The organism is Chryseobacterium sp. BGA-UO-ETr-SB22 (genome assembly GCF_059567885.1).
The window spans coordinates 3,067,980-3,088,405 of record NZ_JCAQOV010000005.1 but is presented as its reverse complement, the minus strand read 5'-3'; the positions used below and the strand labels follow the sequence as shown (position 1 = coordinate 3,088,405).

Annotated in this window: 19 protein-coding genes; 11 read left to right on the top strand and 8 right to left on the bottom strand. The window is 35.5% G+C overall.

The annotated features are described in order from the left end of the window. Positions 1–9: 9 nt before the first annotated feature. From AC57AW_RS21400 to AC57AW_RS21380, 5 genes are all read left to right on the top strand, one after another. Positions 10–2,403 carry a TonB-dependent receptor gene (locus tag AC57AW_RS21400; protein ID WP_318846689.1) on the top strand — a complete coding sequence of 798 codons (2,394 nt, stop codon included), beginning with the start codon at positions 10–12 and terminating at the stop codon, positions 2,401–2,403. A gap of 18 nt (positions 2,404–2,421) precedes the next feature. After that, positions 2,422–3,009, top strand: coding sequence for a hypothetical protein (locus tag AC57AW_RS21395; protein ID WP_496353498.1), 588 nt, complete (start codon positions 2,422–2,424; stop codon positions 3,007–3,009). Between the two features lie 139 nt (positions 3,010–3,148). Further along, positions 3,149–4,483 carry a trigger factor gene (locus tag AC57AW_RS21390; protein WP_318846691.1) on the top strand — a complete coding sequence of 445 codons (1,335 nt, stop codon included), beginning with the start codon at positions 3,149–3,151 and terminating at the stop codon, positions 4,481–4,483. Positions 4,484–4,656: 173 nt separating this feature from the next. Next, a complete protein-coding gene (locus tag AC57AW_RS21385; protein ID WP_496353497.1) occupies positions 4,657–5,343 on the top strand; it encodes a hypothetical protein in 687 nt (228 codons plus the stop codon). Between the two features lie 153 nt (positions 5,344–5,496). Next, positions 5,497–8,361, top strand: coding sequence for a M16 family metallopeptidase (locus AC57AW_RS21380; RefSeq protein WP_496353496.1), 2,865 nt, complete (start codon positions 5,497–5,499; stop codon positions 8,359–8,361). Positions 8,362–8,436: 75 nt separating this feature from the next. Here the strand turns inward: AC57AW_RS21380 and AC57AW_RS21375 are convergent, their stop codons facing one another. Together AC57AW_RS21375 and AC57AW_RS21370 are read right to left on the bottom strand one after the other, a co-directional pair. Further along, positions 8,437–9,021, bottom strand: coding sequence for a DUF3109 family protein (locus AC57AW_RS21375; RefSeq protein WP_318846694.1), 585 nt, complete (start codon positions 9,019–9,021; stop codon positions 8,437–8,439). Between the two features lie 6 nt (positions 9,022–9,027). Further along, on the bottom strand, positions 9,028–9,933 hold the full coding sequence (locus AC57AW_RS21370) for a DUF6427 family protein (protein WP_047378892.1): 906 nt from the start codon (positions 9,931–9,933) through the stop codon (positions 9,028–9,030). A gap of 42 nt (positions 9,934–9,975) precedes the next feature. On the opposite strand from AC57AW_RS21370, the gene AC57AW_RS21365 reads away from it, so the two are divergent. Continuing rightward, positions 9,976–10,209 carry a DUF6341 family protein gene (locus tag AC57AW_RS21365; RefSeq protein WP_318846695.1) on the top strand — a complete coding sequence of 78 codons (234 nt, stop codon included), beginning with the start codon at positions 9,976–9,978 and terminating at the stop codon, positions 10,207–10,209. Between the two features lie 84 nt (positions 10,210–10,293). Here the strand turns inward: AC57AW_RS21365 and AC57AW_RS21360 are convergent, their stop codons facing one another. The 6 genes from AC57AW_RS21360 to AC57AW_RS21335 all read right to left on the bottom strand — a co-directional run bounded on the left by AC57AW_RS21360 (position 10,294) and on the right by AC57AW_RS21335 (position 13,927). Next, the gene (locus AC57AW_RS21360; protein ID WP_318846696.1) at positions 10,294–10,731 is read right to left on the bottom strand and encodes a universal stress protein; all 438 of its coding nucleotides are present in this window, start codon (positions 10,729–10,731) and stop codon (positions 10,294–10,296) included. A 59-nt stretch (positions 10,732–10,790) separates the two neighbouring features. Next, on the bottom strand, positions 10,791–11,396 hold the full coding sequence (locus AC57AW_RS21355) for a fumarylacetoacetate hydrolase family protein (RefSeq protein ID WP_318846697.1): 606 nt from the start codon (positions 11,394–11,396) through the stop codon (positions 10,791–10,793). Positions 11,397–11,403: 7 nt separating this feature from the next. Then, complete coding sequence (locus AC57AW_RS21350) at positions 11,404–11,964, bottom strand: hypothetical protein (RefSeq protein ID WP_496353495.1); 561 nt, start codon at positions 11,962–11,964, stop codon at positions 11,404–11,406. An 8-nt stretch (positions 11,965–11,972) separates the two neighbouring features. Further along, the gene (locus tag AC57AW_RS21345; protein ID WP_496353494.1) at positions 11,973–12,371 is read right to left on the bottom strand and encodes a putative signal transducing protein; all 399 of its coding nucleotides are present in this window, start codon (positions 12,369–12,371) and stop codon (positions 11,973–11,975) included. A 2-nt stretch (positions 12,372–12,373) separates the two neighbouring features. Beyond that, the gene (locus tag AC57AW_RS21340) at positions 12,374–13,138 is read right to left on the bottom strand and encodes an exonuclease domain-containing protein (RefSeq protein WP_318846700.1); all 765 of its coding nucleotides are present in this window, start codon (positions 13,136–13,138) and stop codon (positions 12,374–12,376) included. A gap of 75 nt (positions 13,139–13,213) precedes the next feature. Continuing rightward, entirely contained in the window at positions 13,214–13,927 is a 714-nt protein-coding gene (locus tag AC57AW_RS21335) for a CDP-alcohol phosphatidyltransferase family protein (protein WP_496353493.1), read from the bottom strand. An 89-nt stretch (positions 13,928–14,016) separates the two neighbouring features. On the opposite strand from AC57AW_RS21335, the gene AC57AW_RS21330 reads away from it, so the two are divergent. From AC57AW_RS21330 to AC57AW_RS21310, 5 genes are all read left to right on the top strand, one after another. Further along, positions 14,017–15,945, top strand: coding sequence for an LTA synthase family protein (locus tag AC57AW_RS21330; protein WP_496353492.1), 1,929 nt, complete (start codon positions 14,017–14,019; stop codon positions 15,943–15,945). A gap of 191 nt (positions 15,946–16,136) precedes the next feature. Beyond that, on the top strand, positions 16,137–16,556 hold the full coding sequence (locus AC57AW_RS21325) for a DUF2147 domain-containing protein (protein ID WP_318846703.1): 420 nt from the start codon (positions 16,137–16,139) through the stop codon (positions 16,554–16,556). Positions 16,557–16,795: 239 nt separating this feature from the next. Continuing rightward, positions 16,796–17,776, top strand: coding sequence for a pyruvate dehydrogenase complex E1 component subunit beta (locus tag AC57AW_RS21320; RefSeq protein ID WP_047378880.1), 981 nt, complete (start codon positions 16,796–16,798; stop codon positions 17,774–17,776). Between the two features lie 114 nt (positions 17,777–17,890). Continuing rightward, positions 17,891–19,885 (top strand): KUP/HAK/KT family potassium transporter, encoded by a 1,995-nt coding sequence (locus tag AC57AW_RS21315; RefSeq protein WP_318846704.1) that lies wholly within the window; start codon positions 17,891–17,893, stop codon positions 19,883–19,885. Positions 19,886–19,951: 66 nt separating this feature from the next. Continuing rightward, the gene (locus AC57AW_RS21310; protein WP_047386665.1) at positions 19,952–20,425 is read left to right on the top strand and encodes a Fur family transcriptional regulator; all 474 of its coding nucleotides are present in this window, start codon (positions 19,952–19,954) and stop codon (positions 20,423–20,425) included. Position 20,426: the final 1 nt, after the last annotated feature.

Below are 20,426 nucleotides of genomic sequence, written 5' to 3'. Positions count from 1 at the left end.
CTATTTACAATGAAATTGATATATTGCCTGCTGCTGATCTTTTGCGGATCAGTATTTATAAGTGCACAAAAAACCTATACTGTAGAAGGAACCGTTCAGGATTTTCACGATAAAAGCTTATTGGAAAATGCTGTGATTAAAATCGGAAATTTTACAGCTAAAACCAATAAAAAAGGTAAATTTTCTTTTGACAAAATTCCTGCAGGGAAGTATACACTCATTGCTCAACATCCTGATTGCAATGATTATACTGAAAATATAGGAGTTGATCAGGATGTCCAGTTGGTTATTACGCTGGAACACCATGTCAAAGATATTGAAACGGTTACCATCCATGGAAGTCACAAGAACAACGGAAGTATGGTTGTGAAAACTATTGATAAATCAATGATTTCACGAAATATTACCGAAAACCTTGGAAATCTTTTAACAAACATCTCCGGTGTTAATGTTCTTAAGACAGGAAATAATATTGCAAAACCTATTATCCATGGGCTTTATGGAAGTCGAGTTTCTATTCTGAATGATGGAGTAAAACTAGCCGAACAGGAATGGGGTGTGGAGCATGCACCCAATGTAGACGTCAATAATTTTGAACATATTGATGTAATAAAAGGGGCATCTGCTTTGAAATATGGAGGTGGAGCTGTAGGCGGAGTTGTTGTTTTACAGCCTCAGATCTTGCCTAAGAAAGATACCATTATGGGGAATGTTTCCCTTTCTGGAATTTCCAATGGAAGAGGAGCTGATCTTAATGTAAAACTGGCAAAAACCTGGGAAAACGGCTGGGCAGTTAAAACCAATGGAAGCTATAAAAAACTCGGAGATCTTGAAGCTCCGGAATATGGCTTGATGAATACCGGACTAGAAAGTTCAGGATTTAATTTTGGAGTTCAGAAGATGACGTTTGAAAAAGGTTTTTCTTTTGATTATTATCTGACAAAGAGTACTGTGGGAATCCTTAGAAGCTCTCATGTAGGGAATTCTGAAGATTTGCGTAATGCTCTTACAGCACCACAACCAGTTTATCAAAGGGATTTTAGTTATGATATTGACAATCCTAAACAGGAAATTGAGCATCATATTGCTAAAGTATCTGCATATAAAAGGTTTGAAAATTTCGGAAAAATAACGGCTACTTACAGTTTCCAGTACAATCATAGAAAAGAATATGATATCAGACGTACGGAAGAGCTGAGTAAAAAGCCAGCTTTGGATCTTGAACTGATAACCAATGAATTGAATGTGAATCATCTGATAGAAAGAGGAAAATGGAATCTTGAAACAGGAATTAATGTAGGTTATCAAAACAATTATTCCAATACTCAGACTGAGGCAAGACGACTTGTTCCTAATTATGACAGATATTATGCAGGAATTTATTCAGTATTAAAATATAAAATTGCACCTCAATTGGATCTTGAATTGGGAGGTAGATACGATTATGATCATTATGATGTAACAAAATGGTATGATCTAAGCGACTGGAATAAACAATATGCAGCAGACTATTCAGATTTTGTAGTAAGAATAAACCAAAACAGAATTCTTACAAAACCATCTTTAAGTTATAATAATATCTCAGTGAATGGAGGGCTTGTTTATCACCCATCTGAATATTTTGACTTGAAATTCAATTATGCCAGAGTTTCGAGGTCTCCGAATATTGCAGAGCTTTTTGCAGATGGACTTCACCATTCTGCTGCCATTATTGAAAGAGGAGATATGAGAATGAAAAGCGAAACGGGAAATCAGTTCAATCTAGTTGCAGACATCAAAGCAAATGTTTTAAAAGGATTGAATATTTCTGTAAACCCTTACTTTTTCTATACCCAGAATTTCATCAACCAGATTCCTACAGGATACCAGAATACGCAGTGGGGTGGAGCTTTTGTAGTCTACAACTATCAGCAGATCAATGCAAAAATGTATGGGTTAGATATTGATGCCCAGCTTAAAATCACAGATAATCTGACCTACAAAGGAAGCGGTTCCTATGTTTATGGCCAAGATACAACTCACGATGTGCCACTTATTCTCATGATGCCTCCGAATTTTAATAATTCATTGGAATTCAATAAAAAAGAATGGAAAGGTTTTTATTTTACAGTAAGTAATAATACTTATTTAAAACAAACAAGATTTCCTACTTATAACGTTCCAATCAGATTATTTGATTCAGACGGAAATGCTTATAATGAAGAAGTAGATATTTCTACACCTCCAAGCGGATATTCCCTTTGGAATATTCAGACAGGGGTGAATCTGTCTAAAAATTTCGGAATTGATTTTTCAGTTCGGAATGTATTCGATAAGTCTTACAGAGATTATCTGAACAGACTTCGTTTCTTTTCCAACGAGATGGGAAGAAACTTTATTTTAACTCTTAAATATCAATTTTAATTACTTAAAATCAAAAAAATGAAAAATATTTTTAAAAATACAACACTTATATTAGGACTTTTATTCTTAACTGTTTCTTTAAGCTTAACTTCATGCAACAGAAGTGATGATGAAGCGGATGACCTTCCTCAGGAAGAACTTTCAGATGTTCTTTTAAGAGTAACGGATGAAGCTACAGGAACTCCTGTCGTTTATGATTATCAGGTGAACAGTACAACGAACCCGAATGTTAAACTAATAAACGGACATACCTATAACGTAGAAGTTATTTTCAAAAATGGGGACGAAGATGCTACGCAGGAAATTAAAGATGCAAAAGATGAACATTTCTTAGTGTATAACTTTCCAAACTCAGATATTACTTTAACGCGTACTGATGATGCCAATTCAACAAGAAAAGACGGAAGCCGTGTTGGGTTGAAAACAAAATGGGTAGTAAATACTGCTGTAAAAAATGCATCTGCTCCTAGTCAGCTGGTTCTTACATTATTCCATGAGCCGGTAACCGTTTCTGAAGCTTCTGCTGTGAGCGGAAACGGAGTTGTCTATGGAACACATACCGGAGGTGAAACAGACGCACAGGCAAACTATAATATTATTAATTAATATATCCTTTAATCTTGTTTGGACCACCGGAATTCTCCGGTGGTTTTTTATTTAACAATATTTGGCGTTATAAGTTGATTTTAAATGGATGATTCTCATAAAAAATTCATATTTTTGCAACCTAAAATTTTAATCAATAATGAAGGTTACCGCACAAAACCATGATGACGTAAGTGCATTGCTTACAGTAACATTGGAAAAAACTGACTACAAAGAAAAAGTAGAGAAGCAGTTGATTAATTATGCTAAAAATGCGCAAGTTCCTGGATTCAGAAAAGGGAAAGTGCCTTTGAGTATGGTTAAAAAACAATATGAAGCAGGTATTGCGTTTGAAGAAATCAACAGACAAGTTTCTGATGCTTTAAACGGCTATGTTAATGACAACAAATTAAGATTAGTTGGTCAGCCTGTTCCTCAGCCAGTAAACGAATTAGATTACAACGCTGAAAAAATAGAAGTTGCTTTCGAAGTAGGATATGAGCCTGAATTCACTATAGATTTAGCTAAATATGAAGCACCTCACTACAAAGTAGAAGCTTCTGACAAAGAAATCAGCAAGAGTATTGAAAACATGCAGAAGCGTTTCGCTGAGCAGGTTCCTCAAGATAAAATCACTAAAGATTCTTACATTGCTTTAGAAGTTTCTCAGGTTGTAGAAGAAGATGCTGAAGGAGAGCACCACCACCACCCAAAAAATCTTACCGTTACTGGTGAAAACAAAGAAGCTTTCAAATTGGTAAAAGGTTTGAAAATGGACGGATCTGTAAAAGTAACTAAAGAAACTCTTGCAGGTGACGAAGAATTAGCTAAAGAATTAGGATTCAGCAAAGAAGAAGTAGAACACCTACACCACAATGAATTAGAAGTAAAAGTAAAAGATTTCTATACATTAAACTTAGCTGAACTTAACCAGGACTTATTCGACAAAGTATACGGAGAAGGAAACATTAAGACTGAAGAAGAACTTAAAGATAAAGTGAAAACTGAATTAGACGAGTACTTCCAGCAAAATGCTGATGTTCACTTTGTGAATAAAGTATTAGAGCAAGTAACTGACAAAGAAGAAGTAAAACTTCCTGAATCATTCCTTGTGAAGTGGTTATTATTCTCTAATCAGAATATCCAGTCTGAAGATCAGGCTAAAGAAATTCTTGAAGCTGAGAAAAACCAATTGAGATACCAGATTATCGAAGGTAAATTGATGACTGAAAACGAAATCAACCTTGACTATGCTGATGTATTGGCTCAGGCTGAGCAGTTAGTTAAAAACCAATTGGCAATCTACGGAATCCACCACCTTGGTGATGAAGAAGTTCAAAAATATGCTGTTGAAATGTTGAAAGATCAAGAGCAGGTAAGACAAATTTCTTCTGAAGTTGCTATGGCTAAATTGAAAGATGTAATTCTTGAAAAAGCGAGCAAAAAAGAAACTAAAATTTCTCACGACGAATTTTTAGAAGAACTTAAGAAATAATTATACTTCGATATAAATATTTGAAAACCGTCAATTTTTTTGACGGTTTTTTTTTATTATGCCTCTACCCAAAGATTAATCCCTCATCAGTCATCATTTATTACTCATCACTCATTATTTATTCCTATGTCCGTCAATATTCCTATATTTACCCTTTAAACTTTATTATAAATATGAAAAAGATCATCATTCCATTTTTCTGTGCTGTACTTTTTTCAGTACCGGCAGCAGCTCAGAAGAAAGGAGCTGCATCTGCTAAAACAGAAGCTGTAAAATCCAAACTGACCTCTAAAGAAGTTGTTGATAACTATTTCAAAGCATTAGGAGGAAAAGATAAATTGGAGGCTGTAAAATCTACCATTACTGATAACACAGTTTCTGTGCAGGGAATGGAAATTCAAATGACTACTAAAAAATTAGGAAATAAATTCAAATCTGTACAATCACTGATGGGAAAAGAAATGATTCAGCTTTTCGATGGTGAGAAGGGATACTTTGATCAGATGGGAAATAAAACGGATATTCCTGCAGATAAACTTGTTGAGTTGAAAAAAGGAAAGCCAATTGATGCTTTAGCTTTTGATGCCTCTAATTTTCCAAATGTATCAACAGAAAAATTAGACGGAAAAGACTATAATGTATTGTCTTCAGACAAAGGAAAGTTTTATTTCGATGCAAAAACCGGACTTTTGTACAAAACCAATGCAGGAGAAGGAAATGCTACCATTAAAAGCTACATGACCGTAGATGGATTGCAGTTCCCTGCTGAAGTAGATGCTGAAGGAGGAGGTCAGAAAATGACGATTAAAACTACTAAAGTTGTAATCAATTCCGGAGTTACGGATGCTGATTTTAAATAAAAAGTCACTTTTTTAAGATATTAAAACCGGGTATAGCCCGGTTTTTTTAGTATATAAATAAATTTAACTCAACTTTAACTATAAAACAGATTCCATAATTTCCTCATTTTGTGAATAATTGGTAGTTTTAAGCTGTAAATAAAATCAAATACCATGAAAAAAGTCTTATCTTCATTTGCGGTCATCTTTTTGATGTCAGCAAATGCCTTTGGACAGAATATTCCAGTGGATCCTTCTGTGCGAATGGGTACCCTTTCCAACGGAATGAAGTACTACATCAAAAAAAACACCTTACCTGAGAAAAAAGTAGATTTCCGTCTGGCAATCAATGCCGGATCTATTCTTGAAGATGAAAATCAAAGAGGATTGGCTCACTTTATGGAGCACATGAACTTCAACGGAACCAAAAATTTTCCAGATAATAAATTAGTAGATTTTTTACAGTCTATCGGCGTGAAATTCGGACAACACCTTAATGCTTATACCAGCTTTGACGAGACGGTTTACATGCTTCCTGTTCCATTGGATAAACCAGGGAATTTAGATGCCGGACTGAAAGTAATGGAAGACTGGGCATTCAATGCAACCCTTTCTGATGAACAGATCAATAAAGAAAGAGGAGTTGTATTGGAAGAGCTAAGGCTGGGTCTTGGTGCAGATAAGAGAATGATGGATAGATATCTTCCAAAGCTTTTATATAAATCTCAATATGCAGACAGACTTCCGATTGGTAAAAAAGAAGTGTTGGAAAACTTCAAACCTGACGTGATCAGAAAATTCCATCAGGACTGGTACAGACCGGATCTGATGGCGATCATCGTGGTAGGAGATATCAATGTGGATGAAATTGAGAAGAAGATCAAAGATAACTTCAGTAAATATAAAAACCCTTCAAAACCCAGAGAAAGAAAATCTTTTGACCTTCCAAACCACAAAGAAACTCTGGTAGCAATTGAAACAGATCCTGACGCTACCAATTCTATGGTACAGTTTATCATGAAAGATGCTGATGCTTATAAGCCGGACGTAACGGTAGAGCAGTACAATCAGAGTCTTGTGGAAAATCTTTCAACAACGATGTTAAACAATAGGTTGAGAGAACTGATCAACTCTACAAACCCGCCTTTTACTTTCGGGTCAGTATACCACGGAGGAACCTATGCAAGAAGCAAAGAAGCTTTCCAGGGATTTGCCATGGTAAAAGAAGGAAGCCAGCTTAGTGCATTGAAGGTTTTATTGGAAGAAGTGGAAAGAGCAAAAAGATTCGGATTTACCCAGTCTGAACTTGACAGAGCGAAATCTCAAGTACTTTCTAACCTTGAAAGATCTTATAACAACAGAGATAAGACAGAAAGTGACATGCTGGTAGGTGAGTATGTAAGAAACTTCCTGGAGCAGGAGCCAATACCTGGAATTGCATGGGAATATGAAGATACAAAAACGTTCTTACCATCTGTTACCCTTGCACAGACCAACGATATCATCAAGAAAATGGTGAAAGATGACAGCAGGGTAATTGTGATCACAGGTCCTAAAAAAGATAATATCACCATGCCTACAGAAGCAATGGTTTTGAATACATTTGATACTGTGAAAATGGCTGATCTAAAACCTTATGAAGAAAAGGCTACGATCAAAAATCTTGTAAAACCTTTCAAATCTGAAGGGAAAATTGCTAAAACAGAAACGGATGCCAAGCTAGGGACAACAACTTGGACATTAAGCAACGGTGCTAAAGTGACTTTCAAGAAAACCGACTTTAAAGATGACGAAATTGTATTTACTGCAAGAAGTTTAGGAGGAAGTTCTCTTATTCCGGATGCGGATTACAATAAGACACAGTTTGCTTTCTCTGCATTATCAGAAGCAGGAGTTGGAGGATTCTCAAAAGCGGATCTTACTAATTATTTAGCTGGTAAACAGGTGAGTGTAAATCCAATGGTAACCTCTCTTTTTGAAGGTATTTCCGGAAGAACTGCACAAAAAGATTTAGGAACAGCGATGGAGCTGATGTATGCTTATTTTACAAGCTTAAATTACAATCCGGCTTCCTTCAATGCATACAAAGAAAAGCAGTCTGCTATGCTGAATAATCTGTTGTCTAATCCACAGGCTTATTTCTCTAACGAGCATGCAAAATTCATGAACCAGAAGAATCCTAGATTTATTGGTGTATTCCCAATGGAGAAAGATTGGGCGAATACTGACTATAAAAAAGCATACGACATCTATAAAGATAAATTTGCCAATGCCGGAAACTTCCAGTTCTATTTCGTAGGAAATATTGATGAAGAGAAGTTTAAAAATGAAGTCCTTCAGTATATTGCAAGCTTACCATCATCAGGAAAAACTACAATGTTCAAAGATACCGGATACAGAACAGTTACCGGAGATTACACAAAAGTATATAAAAAAGGAAAAGATCCGAAGAGTATGGTGTCTATCTCATACAGTGGAGAAGCTCCTTATAACGAAAAAGAAGCTTTAGCATTATCTGCTCTTGGAGAGGTGGCTACCATCAAGGTCATCGAAAAACTGAGAGAAGATGAAAGCGGTATCTACGGTGGAGGTGCAAGAGGTGGTATGAATAGAATTCCTTATGGTACTTACAGCTTTGGAATTAACTTCCCTTGTGGTCCGGAAAATGCAGATAAACTGACGAAGAGTGCTATTACTGAGCTTCAGAAGCTGATTGATAAAGGTCCTGAACAGAAAGATCTGGATAAGTACAAAGAAGGAGAATACAATGACAATAAAACAGAACTAAAAGACAATATGTTCTGGATGAATGCTATTGCTAAAAACCAGTTAGACGGAAGTGATAAATATGATATTCTGAATTACCAGGAGAAAGTAAAGGCACTTACTGTAAAAGATCTTCAGGATGTTGCTAAAAAATATCTTACAAAAGGTAGAATTGTAGCGACTTTGATGCCGGAAGACGGTTGGGAAAAAGCTAAAAAAGATGAAACTAAGAAAGCAGAAGTTACTACTGTAAAAGCAGGAGCAGCTAACTAGTCAGCCTTTTTATTGACAATAAGAAAACCGCAGATTTCTCTGCGGTTTTTGTTATTTAATTCAAATCCTGATCGGTTAAGAACCATATTCTTTTTTCCATTCGTCAGCAGCTCCACTCAGAACATTGTAGAATTCTTCGCCGTATTTTCTGATCAATGGAGTTTTTAAGAATTTATAAACAGGAACCTGAAGTTCTTTTCCAAGCGTACACGCATCGCTGCATACATTCCATTCATGGTAATTCAAAGCAGTGAATGCAGAATATTCGGTAATACGAATAGGGTACAGGTGGCACGAAATCGGCTTTTGCCATTCTACAGCGCCATCTTCATATGCTTTTTCAATACCACATTTGGTAATTCCTTTTTCGTCGAACGTTACATAAGCACATTCACGGTTCTCCACCATAGGAGTAACATACATTCCGTCGTGCGGATCAGTAGTCCATGTTCCTTGTTCTTCAAGGGCTTTGATGCCTTCCTGGGTAAGGTAAGGTTTTATTTTATCAAAAATACTGTCCAATACTTCAAGCTCGTTTTTATCCAACGGAGCTCCTACATCACCTTCCACACAACATGCACCTTTACATTTCGTAAGGTTGCAAACAAATTCTTCGGAAAAAATTTCCTCAGAAATCAATTTATCGTCTATCTGAATCATAATTTTTTAAAATAAATCAAAAACTGTACCTGCTTTAAAGGTCAGTAAACTAATAATAATAAGCCATACACTGGCTTCACGCATCCAATATTTGGGTAAAAATCTCATCATTCTGCTTAGAATAATACTTGAAGGAAATGCAAGAAGCAGCAGATATTCATAACTCTTATTCATATACAGGATGATGGAAACAAGCTGGGCCATAGAAAAAACCAACAGGAAAGTATATTTATACCTGCTTATCGGGCTTTTCTTATTATAGTTTTTAAAATGGTCATATACCGCATAAATAAGCATTAGAACCACAGGAATCAGTGGCAGAAGCTCCGTATAATCCGTTACAGGCTTCATCTTTCCAAACGGAAAATAATCTATATTCCAGGAAGTAAACTGAACGAAATACATCACAGAAAAATAACTGAAGGTAATCAAAACGATCCCGAGCAGGAATCTGAAAAGATTCAATGTGATTTTGGCAGAGGTCGCAATCACGTGGATGATCACAAAAACAGCCATCGGCCAGGTGGTAGGAAGGAAAATAAAGTTCAATGCTACAATAGATCCTACCAGTACATATGACTTCTTTCTGATATCTTCATCCGCACTTGTCAGAAGAAGGATAAGAAAGGAGTTTGTAAGCAGAGAAACCGCAATTCCTATATCCAGATTTCCGGGATACAGCCCAAAAATGAAAAAAGTATATAAGAATAATGGAAGGTGCGTCTGATAATTAAGGGCAATACTGTGAAAACAAAAATATCCCAAAGCAATTCCCAGAAAAGTTATTCCGGCAACAATAGCTTCATAAGTATTGAAATTCAGTATGTTAAATATTACGACTACTAAAAGAAGAAAACCAATATAAACAGGAATTGAAAAAATATTGCTTTCTTTTGAAAGTAATTTAAACATTTTTTATAAATTTGTACAAAGTTAATTTAAAAAAGGAAAATAATGACGTCTTTCTTTCTATTCTTAAGCAAAGTTTTCAAATGGACTTTCGGTTTCTTTGATACTTTCGGAAATGTTTTAAACTGGATTTTATTTACAGTTTGTTGTGTATTATTTACTTATTGGTGCTATGTACTTGTAGTAACACTAGGTGGGGACAAAGACAAAGACTATTATTCTCCAACGGAAGGTAAGAATCCTTACTACGATCCGAATATCTACAAAAAAGAAGGTTAATTAATTGGTTATATAGTAAAAAACCGATCAAACAATATGCTTTGATCGGTTTTTTTATTACTAACGATTAAAATTTTCTTTTTCTTAGTCGTGAATTGGAAGTACCAGCACAGGAATACTTGAACTTTTTGTAATTCCTTTGGTTAAGCTTCCCACGAATACATCATATATTCCGCTTCTGCCATGTGATCCCATCACAATATAATCTGCATTTTTATCCTTTGCATGTTCCAGAATAATATCTTTGGCAAGCCCTTGTTTTAAAAGGTGTTCGCAATCGATATCATGAGCGATGATTCTCTGCTCAATTTTATTAAGCTGTACCAGCTCTTCTCTGATTTCGTTGGCTTCTACTTCAGGAAAATATTGAAATCCCATATCACCAATGGCAAAGCCAATGTCTGATGGTGCTACGTGGATCAGGTAAATTCTGCCGTTAAGCTGTTTTGCAAATTTTATGGCACCGTCTACCAATTGGTCTGTCTTGTCCCCAAAATCTACGGGTACTACAATATTTATCATAACCTCTAATTTTGTTACCTAAAGATAGGGAAAAATTGTCAGACTCTGGTGTTAAATACTTATAATATTCGGATATCAAGGATTTTTTCCTCTTCAAGATACGCTTCCAGAATATCATTTTCATCTACTTTTCCAACTCCTTTTGGAGTTCCGGTGAAGATAAGGTCACCTACCCTTAACGTGAAATACTGAGAAGCGAAGGCAATGATATCGTCAAAATTGAACATCATATCTTTTGTATTGCCATCCTGTACTTTTTCTTTGTTCTTTAATAATGAAAACTGGAGGCTGTCAAGACTGAAACTGTCTTTTTTAAAGAAACTGCTTACCACAGCAGAACCGTCAAAACCTTTAGCAAGTTCCCATGGAAGTCCCTTTGATTTTAGCTCACTCTGAAGATCTCTGGCCGTGAAATCTATTCCCAGACCTATTTCTTCATAATGCTTGTTGGCTGTTTCTTTCTGGATATATTTTCCTCCCTTAGAAATTTTCAATACCACCTCAAGCTCGTAGTGAATATCATTTGAAAACTCAGGAATATAAAAATCATTTCCTTTCAGAACTGCCGTATCCGGTTTCATAAAAATAACAGGATTTTCAGGAATTTCGTTTCCTAATTCTTTTGCGTGTTCACTGTAGTTTCTTCCTATGCAGATTATTTTCATAACTTAATTAATTTACTTTACCTTTAAAATATCCTTTACCTTCTTCTATATATTTTTCAGGACCATATCTTCTTTGAACTTTGAGTTCAGTATATCCGAAGATACTATCTCCTTTTTGATAAGATTCTTTATCCAGAATAACTTTACTGTCCAAAACTTTATAATATTCTCCCGTGTCCAAAAAATCAAAAAGTTTTACATCGTCAGTATAAGAATAGGGAGAGATTTTATATCTGTTTTGAAAAATATCTATCTGAAAACCACCACCGCTGAAACCATCTCCAACAGAAAATGTAACGTTTAGCATTGGATTTTCATTAATAGAACACGTATAATATGCTGGACTTATACTGTCTGATTTTGTCTTAAAATCATTGGTTTTAATATCTTCACTCTCCGAACCCCAAATACTTGTTTGTTTTTGCTGATCAAAAGATTTAAAAAGAGGTTTCTGGCTTAGACTATGATCAACTTCTACGCTGTTCCATACCAATATGAACTTTCCTATTATGAAAAGAAGAAAGCCAAGAATAACAACGAGAAAAATCTTTCCAATTTTTTTGACCATATTAAACCTTAATGGGAGAACTCATTTCCGCAATAATAACATTTGAATTTATGGCTCGTCAGAAAAGAAATGCCAAAAAAGCTGGTGGCACTGTCATCCCTGTAAATATGATTGGAACCACATTTAGGACAGACAAAATCAAACTCAGGATCTTCAATGGTGTGTTCTACTTCCAGCGAATACTGTTCATTGTCCTTATAATCCTGTAATACCTGCTTGGCTTTTTCCAGATCTTCTTCAAATACCTGAAGCTGTATGCCGCCAACAGCCTGCGACAGGAGCCAATCTGACTGGATCAGCTGCTCATTTGCAATGAAACTATTGATGGCGTTTTCAGCCAATATCTGTTTGTCCCTGTTAGCTTCAAGGGCAGTTTCATAAAATTTAAAACGAACCAGTTCAGACATTTTTAAAACCTGCTAGATAATTGAATTTTTGTAAAAACCTTTTTCGTATACAACGGAAAGTCAGCATTCTGAAGCCATCCGAAATATCCTAAATCTTTTTGGAATACTGCTTTCACTCCCTGGCCTTTATATTTTCCAAAGTTGAAAACTTCTTCCATTTTTTCGTTATATCCGATAAATCCTGCAAGATCCGCATTCTTATTATGGAATGTAAATTCGCTTAACGGTGCTATTTCATTCGGAATATCATCGTATTTTCCTACTTGTGCATCCAGAACTTCAAAGGTTGCCATTACATCAGCTTCTGCAGAATGCGCATTTTCTAATGTTTTTCCACAGTAAAACTGATAAGCAGCACCTAAGTTTCTAGGTTCTTTTTTATGGAAAATAGTCTGTGCATCTACCAATCTGAATTTACTCAGATCAAAATCCATTCCTACTCTTAAAAGCTCTTCAGCCAAAAGAGGAACATCAAATCTGTTGGAATTAAATCCTCCCAAATCACTTCCGGTAATCATTTCCATCACTTTAGAAGCAATATCCCTGAATGTAGGAGCATCTTTTACATCTTCATCATAGATCCCGTGGATCTCGCTGCTTTCTTTAGGAATAAGCATTTCCGGGTTGATACGCCATGTTTTGCTTTCTCTGGAAGCATCAGGATTTACTTTTAAGATACAGATTTCAACAATTCTGTCTTTTCCGATATTGGTTCCTGTTGTTTCAAGATCAAAAATACAAAGCGGTTTATGGAGTTTTAAATTCATGTTGATCATTAATAATTTGAAAGTGTGTTTTACTTAAAATAAGGTGATAAAAACCTTATGTAAATTGTTTAATTTCTATTTTAATTGTCCCTGAAAAACAAGAGACACTACTATATAATAAATAACAAGCATCGGAATTCCTACTACCTGAAATAAGGCAAGAATAGCAACACCTCCCACAAGCAATACAACTTTAGGATAGTTGTCTTTTAATTGTTTGGATTTGAATTTCATCGCCATCATCTTAATCGGGCTGATCAGAAGCCATGATGTAAGAAGAGTCAGCAGAATAAGCAGCAGTTCATTATCAAATAAAAAGCTAAAAGTTCCGGTTTCTTTAAATGCATAATAAAGACCAAACAATAAAACGGTATTGGTAGGCGTATTTAATCCTTTAAAATAATAACGCTGCTCTTCATCAAGGTTGAAGATAGCAAGTCTCAGGCAGGAAAATACGGTAACAATCAACCCAAGATATTTGATTTCAAACGGAAAATGAATCCCAAGAAGCTCAGCACCAAAGGGTTCAAGTGCTTTATACATAGTAAGTCCCGGAATTACTCCAAAGCTTACCATATCCGCAAGAGAGTCCAGCTGAAGTCCCAGATTGGAGTTTGATTTTACAGCTCTGGCTACAAAGCCGTCGAAGAAATCGAAAATCGAAGAGAGAATAAGGCAGATTGCCGTAGTCTGATAATCTCCTAAAATTAGATGTATTGCCCCTACACAGCCTGCAAATAAGTTAGCCAGGGTTAAGGCATTGGCCAGATTATTCTTTATAAAATCCATAACCACAAAATTACAGTTTTTAAAAATTCTAACTCAAAATAATCTGCACTAAAAAATGCATTAAAGTGATTTTGATGTAAATTTGCCCCATGAAATTTTTAAAAGGATTTAGAAAACAGGAAGTTCTGGCATTAGTTTACAGGATTTTTTTAGCCTATGTTTTTTATCAGATTGCCAGACTTTTATTCTGGTATTTTAATAAAGATCTGATTAAAGTTGACTCTGTTTCAGAATATATAAAGCTGGCCTTCCATGGTACAGCTTTCGATACCACTGCTATTTTATATGTCAATGCATTGTTTATACTTCTGAGTTTGTTGCCTTTGGTCATTAATACAAAGAAAGTCTTTCAAAAAGTTCTTTTCTGGCTGTATTTTATTACCAATGGGATAGCTTATGCGATGAACTTTGGTGATTTCATTTACTATAAATTTGCACAGGCAAGACTTACCTCTGCCATATTTCAGGTGGCTGAACATGAATCTAATGTTTCCCAAACGTTGATGATTTCTGTAGGAGAGCATCCTTTTGTGCTGATTTGGTTTATTGTTTTAATGGGATTGTGGGTTTTCCTTTACAAAAAAGTAAAAGTGGAGGAGGTGAAGCCTTTGAAATTACTTCCTTACTTTATTACCTCCATTGTTACGCTGTGTATCACTGCGGTATTGGTTGTAGGAGGGATCAGAGGAGATTTCAAACATAGTACAAGGCCAATTAATATGGTGGATGCTACCCGTTTTGTAACCAATCCGCTGCAGGGAAACATGGTGCTCAACAGTACATTTTCCTTTTTCAGGACTTTAAATACCAATAATTTTAAGGAAGTTCATTTCGTAGATAAAAAATATATTGAAGAAAATGTACAGCCTTATAAAGTATATGACAGAAAAGTAGAAAACCGTCCCAATATTGTTATTTTCATTGTAGAATCTTTCGGAAGAGAATATTCAGGAGCTTTTAATAAAGATAAAAATATTAAAGATTACGTTTCTTACACCCCGTTTATGGATAGCCTGGCTGGGCAGAGTCTTATTTTTCCCAATACTTTTGCCAATGGACGACAGTCGATTCATGGGATGAGCAGTGTTTTGGCCGGAATTCCGAGTCTTACTGATGCCTTTACAGGATCACCTTATTCCAATCAGAAAATTCAGTCTATCGTTTCGGTTTGTAATGATCTGGGATATGATACTTCGTTTTATCATGGAGCACCAAATGGTTCTATGGGATTCCTGGGATTTGGAAATATTTTAGGATTTAAACACTATTTCGGAAAAACAGAATACAATCATGATGAAGACTTTGATGGAATGTGGGCAATCTGGGATGAGCCTTTCCTACAGTATTTTGCTAAGAATGTCGGGAAGAAACAACCTTTCATGACTACGGTATTCACCGCATCATCACATCACCCTTTTAAGATACCTGAAAAATATAACGGCAAATTTAAAAAAGGGAAGATCGAAATACATGAGCCGATGCAGTATACAGATTATGCTATCAAACAGTATTTTGAAACTGCGAAAAAGCAGCCTTGGTATAACAATACGATCTTTGTTTTCACCGGAGATCATACCAATCAGGTGTATTATCCAGAATATGAAAGAGCGATGAACCGTTATGCCGTTCCATTGGTTTTCTACTCTCCGAATCCTGCATATCAGCTCAAAGGAGTCAGCCAGGAAATCGCACAGCAGGCAGACATATATCCTACATTGGCTGATCTTATTGGGTATAACAAACCTATCAGAAGCTGGGGAAGAAGTTTGGTAAGTGATAAAAAATACCCTTTTATCGTTGTAAATTCAGATGGAAGCACAGATCAGTTCATGATAGGGAATTATATTTACCGTTTTGACGGAAAAGAAATTATCGGAGTTTATAATAAATCTGACCTGAGCCTTGAGAAAAATCTGATCAATGAAGTTAAAACTCCTGAAGTAGAACAGGGAAAACTAACTGCAAAAGCCTGGTATCAGGATTATATGGATAGAGTGATTAACAGGAAACTGTATTAAGATACATAGGAGGAAATGCTAAATGACTAGTAGATTAATTGGCAAATCAGCCTTTTTATAGTCTTGCTATTTCGACTTTCATCATCTCTTTATGCTTTGTATAATAAAAGTTTTTGTTCGTTGAAAATTAATTTATATTTTTATCAATACGTAGATAAGAATATTGTATTAAAATTAAAACTATAAGAAATATGAAAAAAATATTGTTAACGTTCGCGCTTTCTTTATGTGGTGTACTTACATTTGCTCAGATAGAAGGCAAGTGGAAAACGATAGATGATGAGACAAAACAGGCAAAATCTATTGTTGAAGTATTCAAAAAATCAGATGGAAAATATTATGGGAAAGTTTCCCAGTTGTTGGTAAAACCAGCTGATCCGAACTGTTCAGCTTGTAAGGATGACAGAAAAGGGAAACCAATTGTAGGACTGGAGATCATCAGAGGACTGAAAAAAGATGGTGATGAATTCACAGGAGGAACAATTACAGATCCTAAAACAGGGAAAACATACAAGTGTACCATTACAAGAAGCGGAGATAAGCTGAATGTAAGAGGTTACTTAGGATTATCTCTATTAGGAAGAACCCAGGTTTGGGAGAAAATGAATTAATATAAGTTTAAATAGAATTTTAAATGACATTTCAGAAATGAGGTGTCATTTTTGTATATAAAGAATGGATAGGAATTTCTTCATGACCTTATTGAAAACTACACAGAACTGAGTCTACAAGAGAATAATCAGTTTTAAATAAAATTAATATTATAACTTCATCATTCAAATGAAAAGCCTTTTTATGATGTGTATAATAAAAATTCACTATTTTTGTAGTCTAAATTTTTCGAATAAATATGGCAGAATATACTTTTCGTGAGGTAATTGCACAGGCAATGAGCGAGGAAATGCGTAAAGACGAATCCATCTTTTTAATGGGGGAGGAAGTTGCGGAATACAATGGTGCTTATAAAGCTTCAAAAGGAATGCTGGATGAGTTTGGTCCTAAAAGAGTAATCGATACCCCAATTGCAGAACTTGGTTTTACAGGAATTGCTGTGGGTGCTGCGATGAATGGTAACAGACCAATTGTAGAGTATATGACATTCAATTTCTCATTGGTAGGAATTGATCAGATTATCAATAATGCTGCAAAAATCCGTCAGATGAGTGGTGGGCAATGGAACTGTCCAATTGTTTTCCGTGGACCTACAGCTTCTGCAGGACAATTAGGAGCTACCCATTCTCAGGCTTTTGAGAACTGGTTTGCAAACATTCCTGGTCTTAAAGTAGTGGTTCCTTCAAATCCTTACGATGCGAAAGGGTTGTTGAAAACTGCAATTCAGGATAATGACCCAGTTATCTTCATGGAATCTGAGCAGATGTATGGAGATAAAATGGAAATTCCTGAAGAAGAATACTACTTACCATTAGGAAAAGCAGATATCAAGAGAGAAGGTACAGACGTTACTTTGGTTTCTTTCGGTAAGATCATGAAGCTGGCTTTACAGGCTGCTGAAGATATGGCTAAAGAAGGAATCTCTGTAGAGGTTATTGACCTTAGAACAGTTCGTCCTCTTGATTTTGATACTATTCTGGCATCAGTGAAGAAAACAAATAGATTGGTTATTTTAGAAGAAGCTTGGCCATTTGCTTCTATATCTTCTGAAATTACTTATATGGTACAGCAAAAAGCATTTGACTATTTAGATGCTCCTATCAAGAGAATTACTACTCCTGATGCACCTGCACCATACTCTGCAGCATTATTTGCAGAATGGTTCCCTAAACTTGAAAAAGTAAAAGAGGAAATCAAAAAAGCGATGTACGTAAAATAGTTATAGAGAAAAACTTCCGAAAGGAAGTTTTTTCATTTATTATATTCATGAAGAAAAATTCTTGACGTCATAAAATTAGTATAAATTTGCGCCTTTAAAATAAATTAAGCTGATATGGCAGAAGTTACAGAAGATGGTTACCACTTCGATATAAAGAAGCTTTCCTTTATGGGAGTTTTAGTGTCTCTAGGAATTGTTTTTGGAGATATTGGTACCTCACCGCTTTACGTAATGAAAGCAATTGTGAATGCACAATTTCAAGGAAGTAATATGCCGTTCAATGAATACATAGAAGGTGCTCTTTCCTGTATTATCTGGACTCTTACACTTCAGACTACCATAAAATATGTGATCATTGCTTTAAGAGCAGATAACAAAGGTGAAGGAGGTATTCTTGCTTTGTTTTCACTGGTAAAAAACCTTAAAAAAGGTTGGTTGTATCTCATTGCCATTGTAGGAGCAGCCGCTCTTATTGCAGACGGGGTAATTACACCATCGCTTACCGTAATGTCGGCTATTGAAGGTCTTGAAATTTATAATCCTCACACCCCTGTTGTGCCTATCACCATTGGAATTTTGATTGTTATTTTTGTGGTACAGCAATTCGGGACCAGCTTTATCGGGAAATTTTTTGGCCCTGTAATGGTGGTTTGGTTCCTGGTATTAGGAGGTTTGGGAGTAATGCATTTGAGTGAAAACTTTGAAATCTTAAGATCTTTCAATCCTTACTATGCTTACAAGCTTATTGTCAACTCACCGAGTGCTATTGTTATTTTAGGAGCTGTTTTCCTTTGTACAACAGGAGCTGAAGCTCTTTATTCAGACTTAGGACACTGTGGTGCAAAAAATATCAGAGTAAGCTGGGGATTCGTTAAAATCATGCTTATTCTAAACTATCTTGGGCAGGGAGCTTGGCTTTTGACCAATTACAACAAACCTGGATTCTCCGTAGTAAACCCTTTCTTTGGAATTATGGAAGAATGGATGATTATTCCGGGAGTAATTTTAGCAACGGCAGCTGCAATTATTGCCAGCCAGGCATTGATTACAGGTTCTTTCACCATATTCTCAGAAGCAATGTCTCTTAACTTATGGCCGAATCAAAAAATTGATTATCCTTCCGGAGTTAAAGGACAGATGTATATCCCAAGAATCAATTGGGGACTACTTATTCTGTGTATTATTGTTGTTCTGCATTTCAGAGAATCCGGAAAAATGGAAGCCGCTTATGGACTTTCCATTACGGTCACGATGCTGATGACAACAATTCTGCTTGTGTTCTGGTTATTGAAACAAAGAGTAAGCAAAATATTGATTTTATTTTTCGCATTTGTTTATATGGCTATTGAATTAGGTTTCTTCAGTGCCAATATTATCAAATTCCTGGAAGGAGGATGGATTACAGTTGTATTAGCTGGTTCTATCGGACTTTCTATGTATGCATGGTATAACGGACGATTGATTAAAACAAGATTTATCCAGTTTGTGAAAATAGAAAAATACGTGTCTATTCTTAAAGACATGAAACTGGATGAAACCATTCCGAAATACGCTACCAACCTTGCTTATCTGAGCAGAGCAAAAAGAAATGATGAAGTAGAATCCAAAATTATCTACTCCATCATCAAAAAACAGCCGAAAAGAGCAGATCATTACTTTATCCTGAGCATCGTAAACCAGGAAGATCCCTATACGTTTAAATACACCGTAGACGAAATTCTTCCGGGAACAGTATATAAAATCAACTTCCTTTTAGGATTTAAAGTAGACAGAAGAATCAATGATTACTTCAATATGGTCCTTAAAGATTTAATGGCGGACGGAACCATTCCTTCAAGAAGCAGCCATCCTTCTTTAAGATCTCATGAAATACCACCGGATCTTAAATATGTAATCATAGATAATACTTATATCAACGATATCCTTTTAACGGTTAAACAAAAGATTATTCTTAACATTTATAACTTTGTGAAGTATATCGGAAGTGATGACTTTAAGGCTTGGGGAGTATCTTCTCATAACGTTGAGGTAGAATCTGCACCTATTACAGAACTCACCGTTTATGATAATAAGATTGAGCAGTCGGGGTACTTCCGTCACAACTCTTAGCCTTATGGCATCTAACCATACTATCTATTTAAATAAAATTCAATAAATTTGTAGATAATTTTTTTAATGGATACAGTACAAAAAGAAAAAAATATAGCTTTGATCAAGGATGTTTTGAGAAACTACTTATTAGAAAAAGGGTTCAGAAACACACCTGAAAGATATACGATATTAGAAGAAATTTATAATATGGATCATCACTTCAACGTTGATGATCTATATCTTCTGATGATGCAGAAGAAATATCATGTTTCCAAAGCAACGATTTACAACACTATTGAAATTTTCCTTGATGCAGGTTTGATCCGTAAGCATCAGTTCGGAGAAAAAACATTGACCTCTTCATCTTATGAGAAGTCTTATTTTGACAAACAGCATGACCATCTGGTGATCTACAAAAAAGACTCTGATAAAGAGATTGAAGAAATTATTGAATTCTGCGACCCAAGAATCCAAGGAATCAAAGAAGCCATTGAAGAAGCGTTTGGCGTAAGAATTGATTCTCATTCGCTATATTTCTATGGCACTAAGAATGACTAAT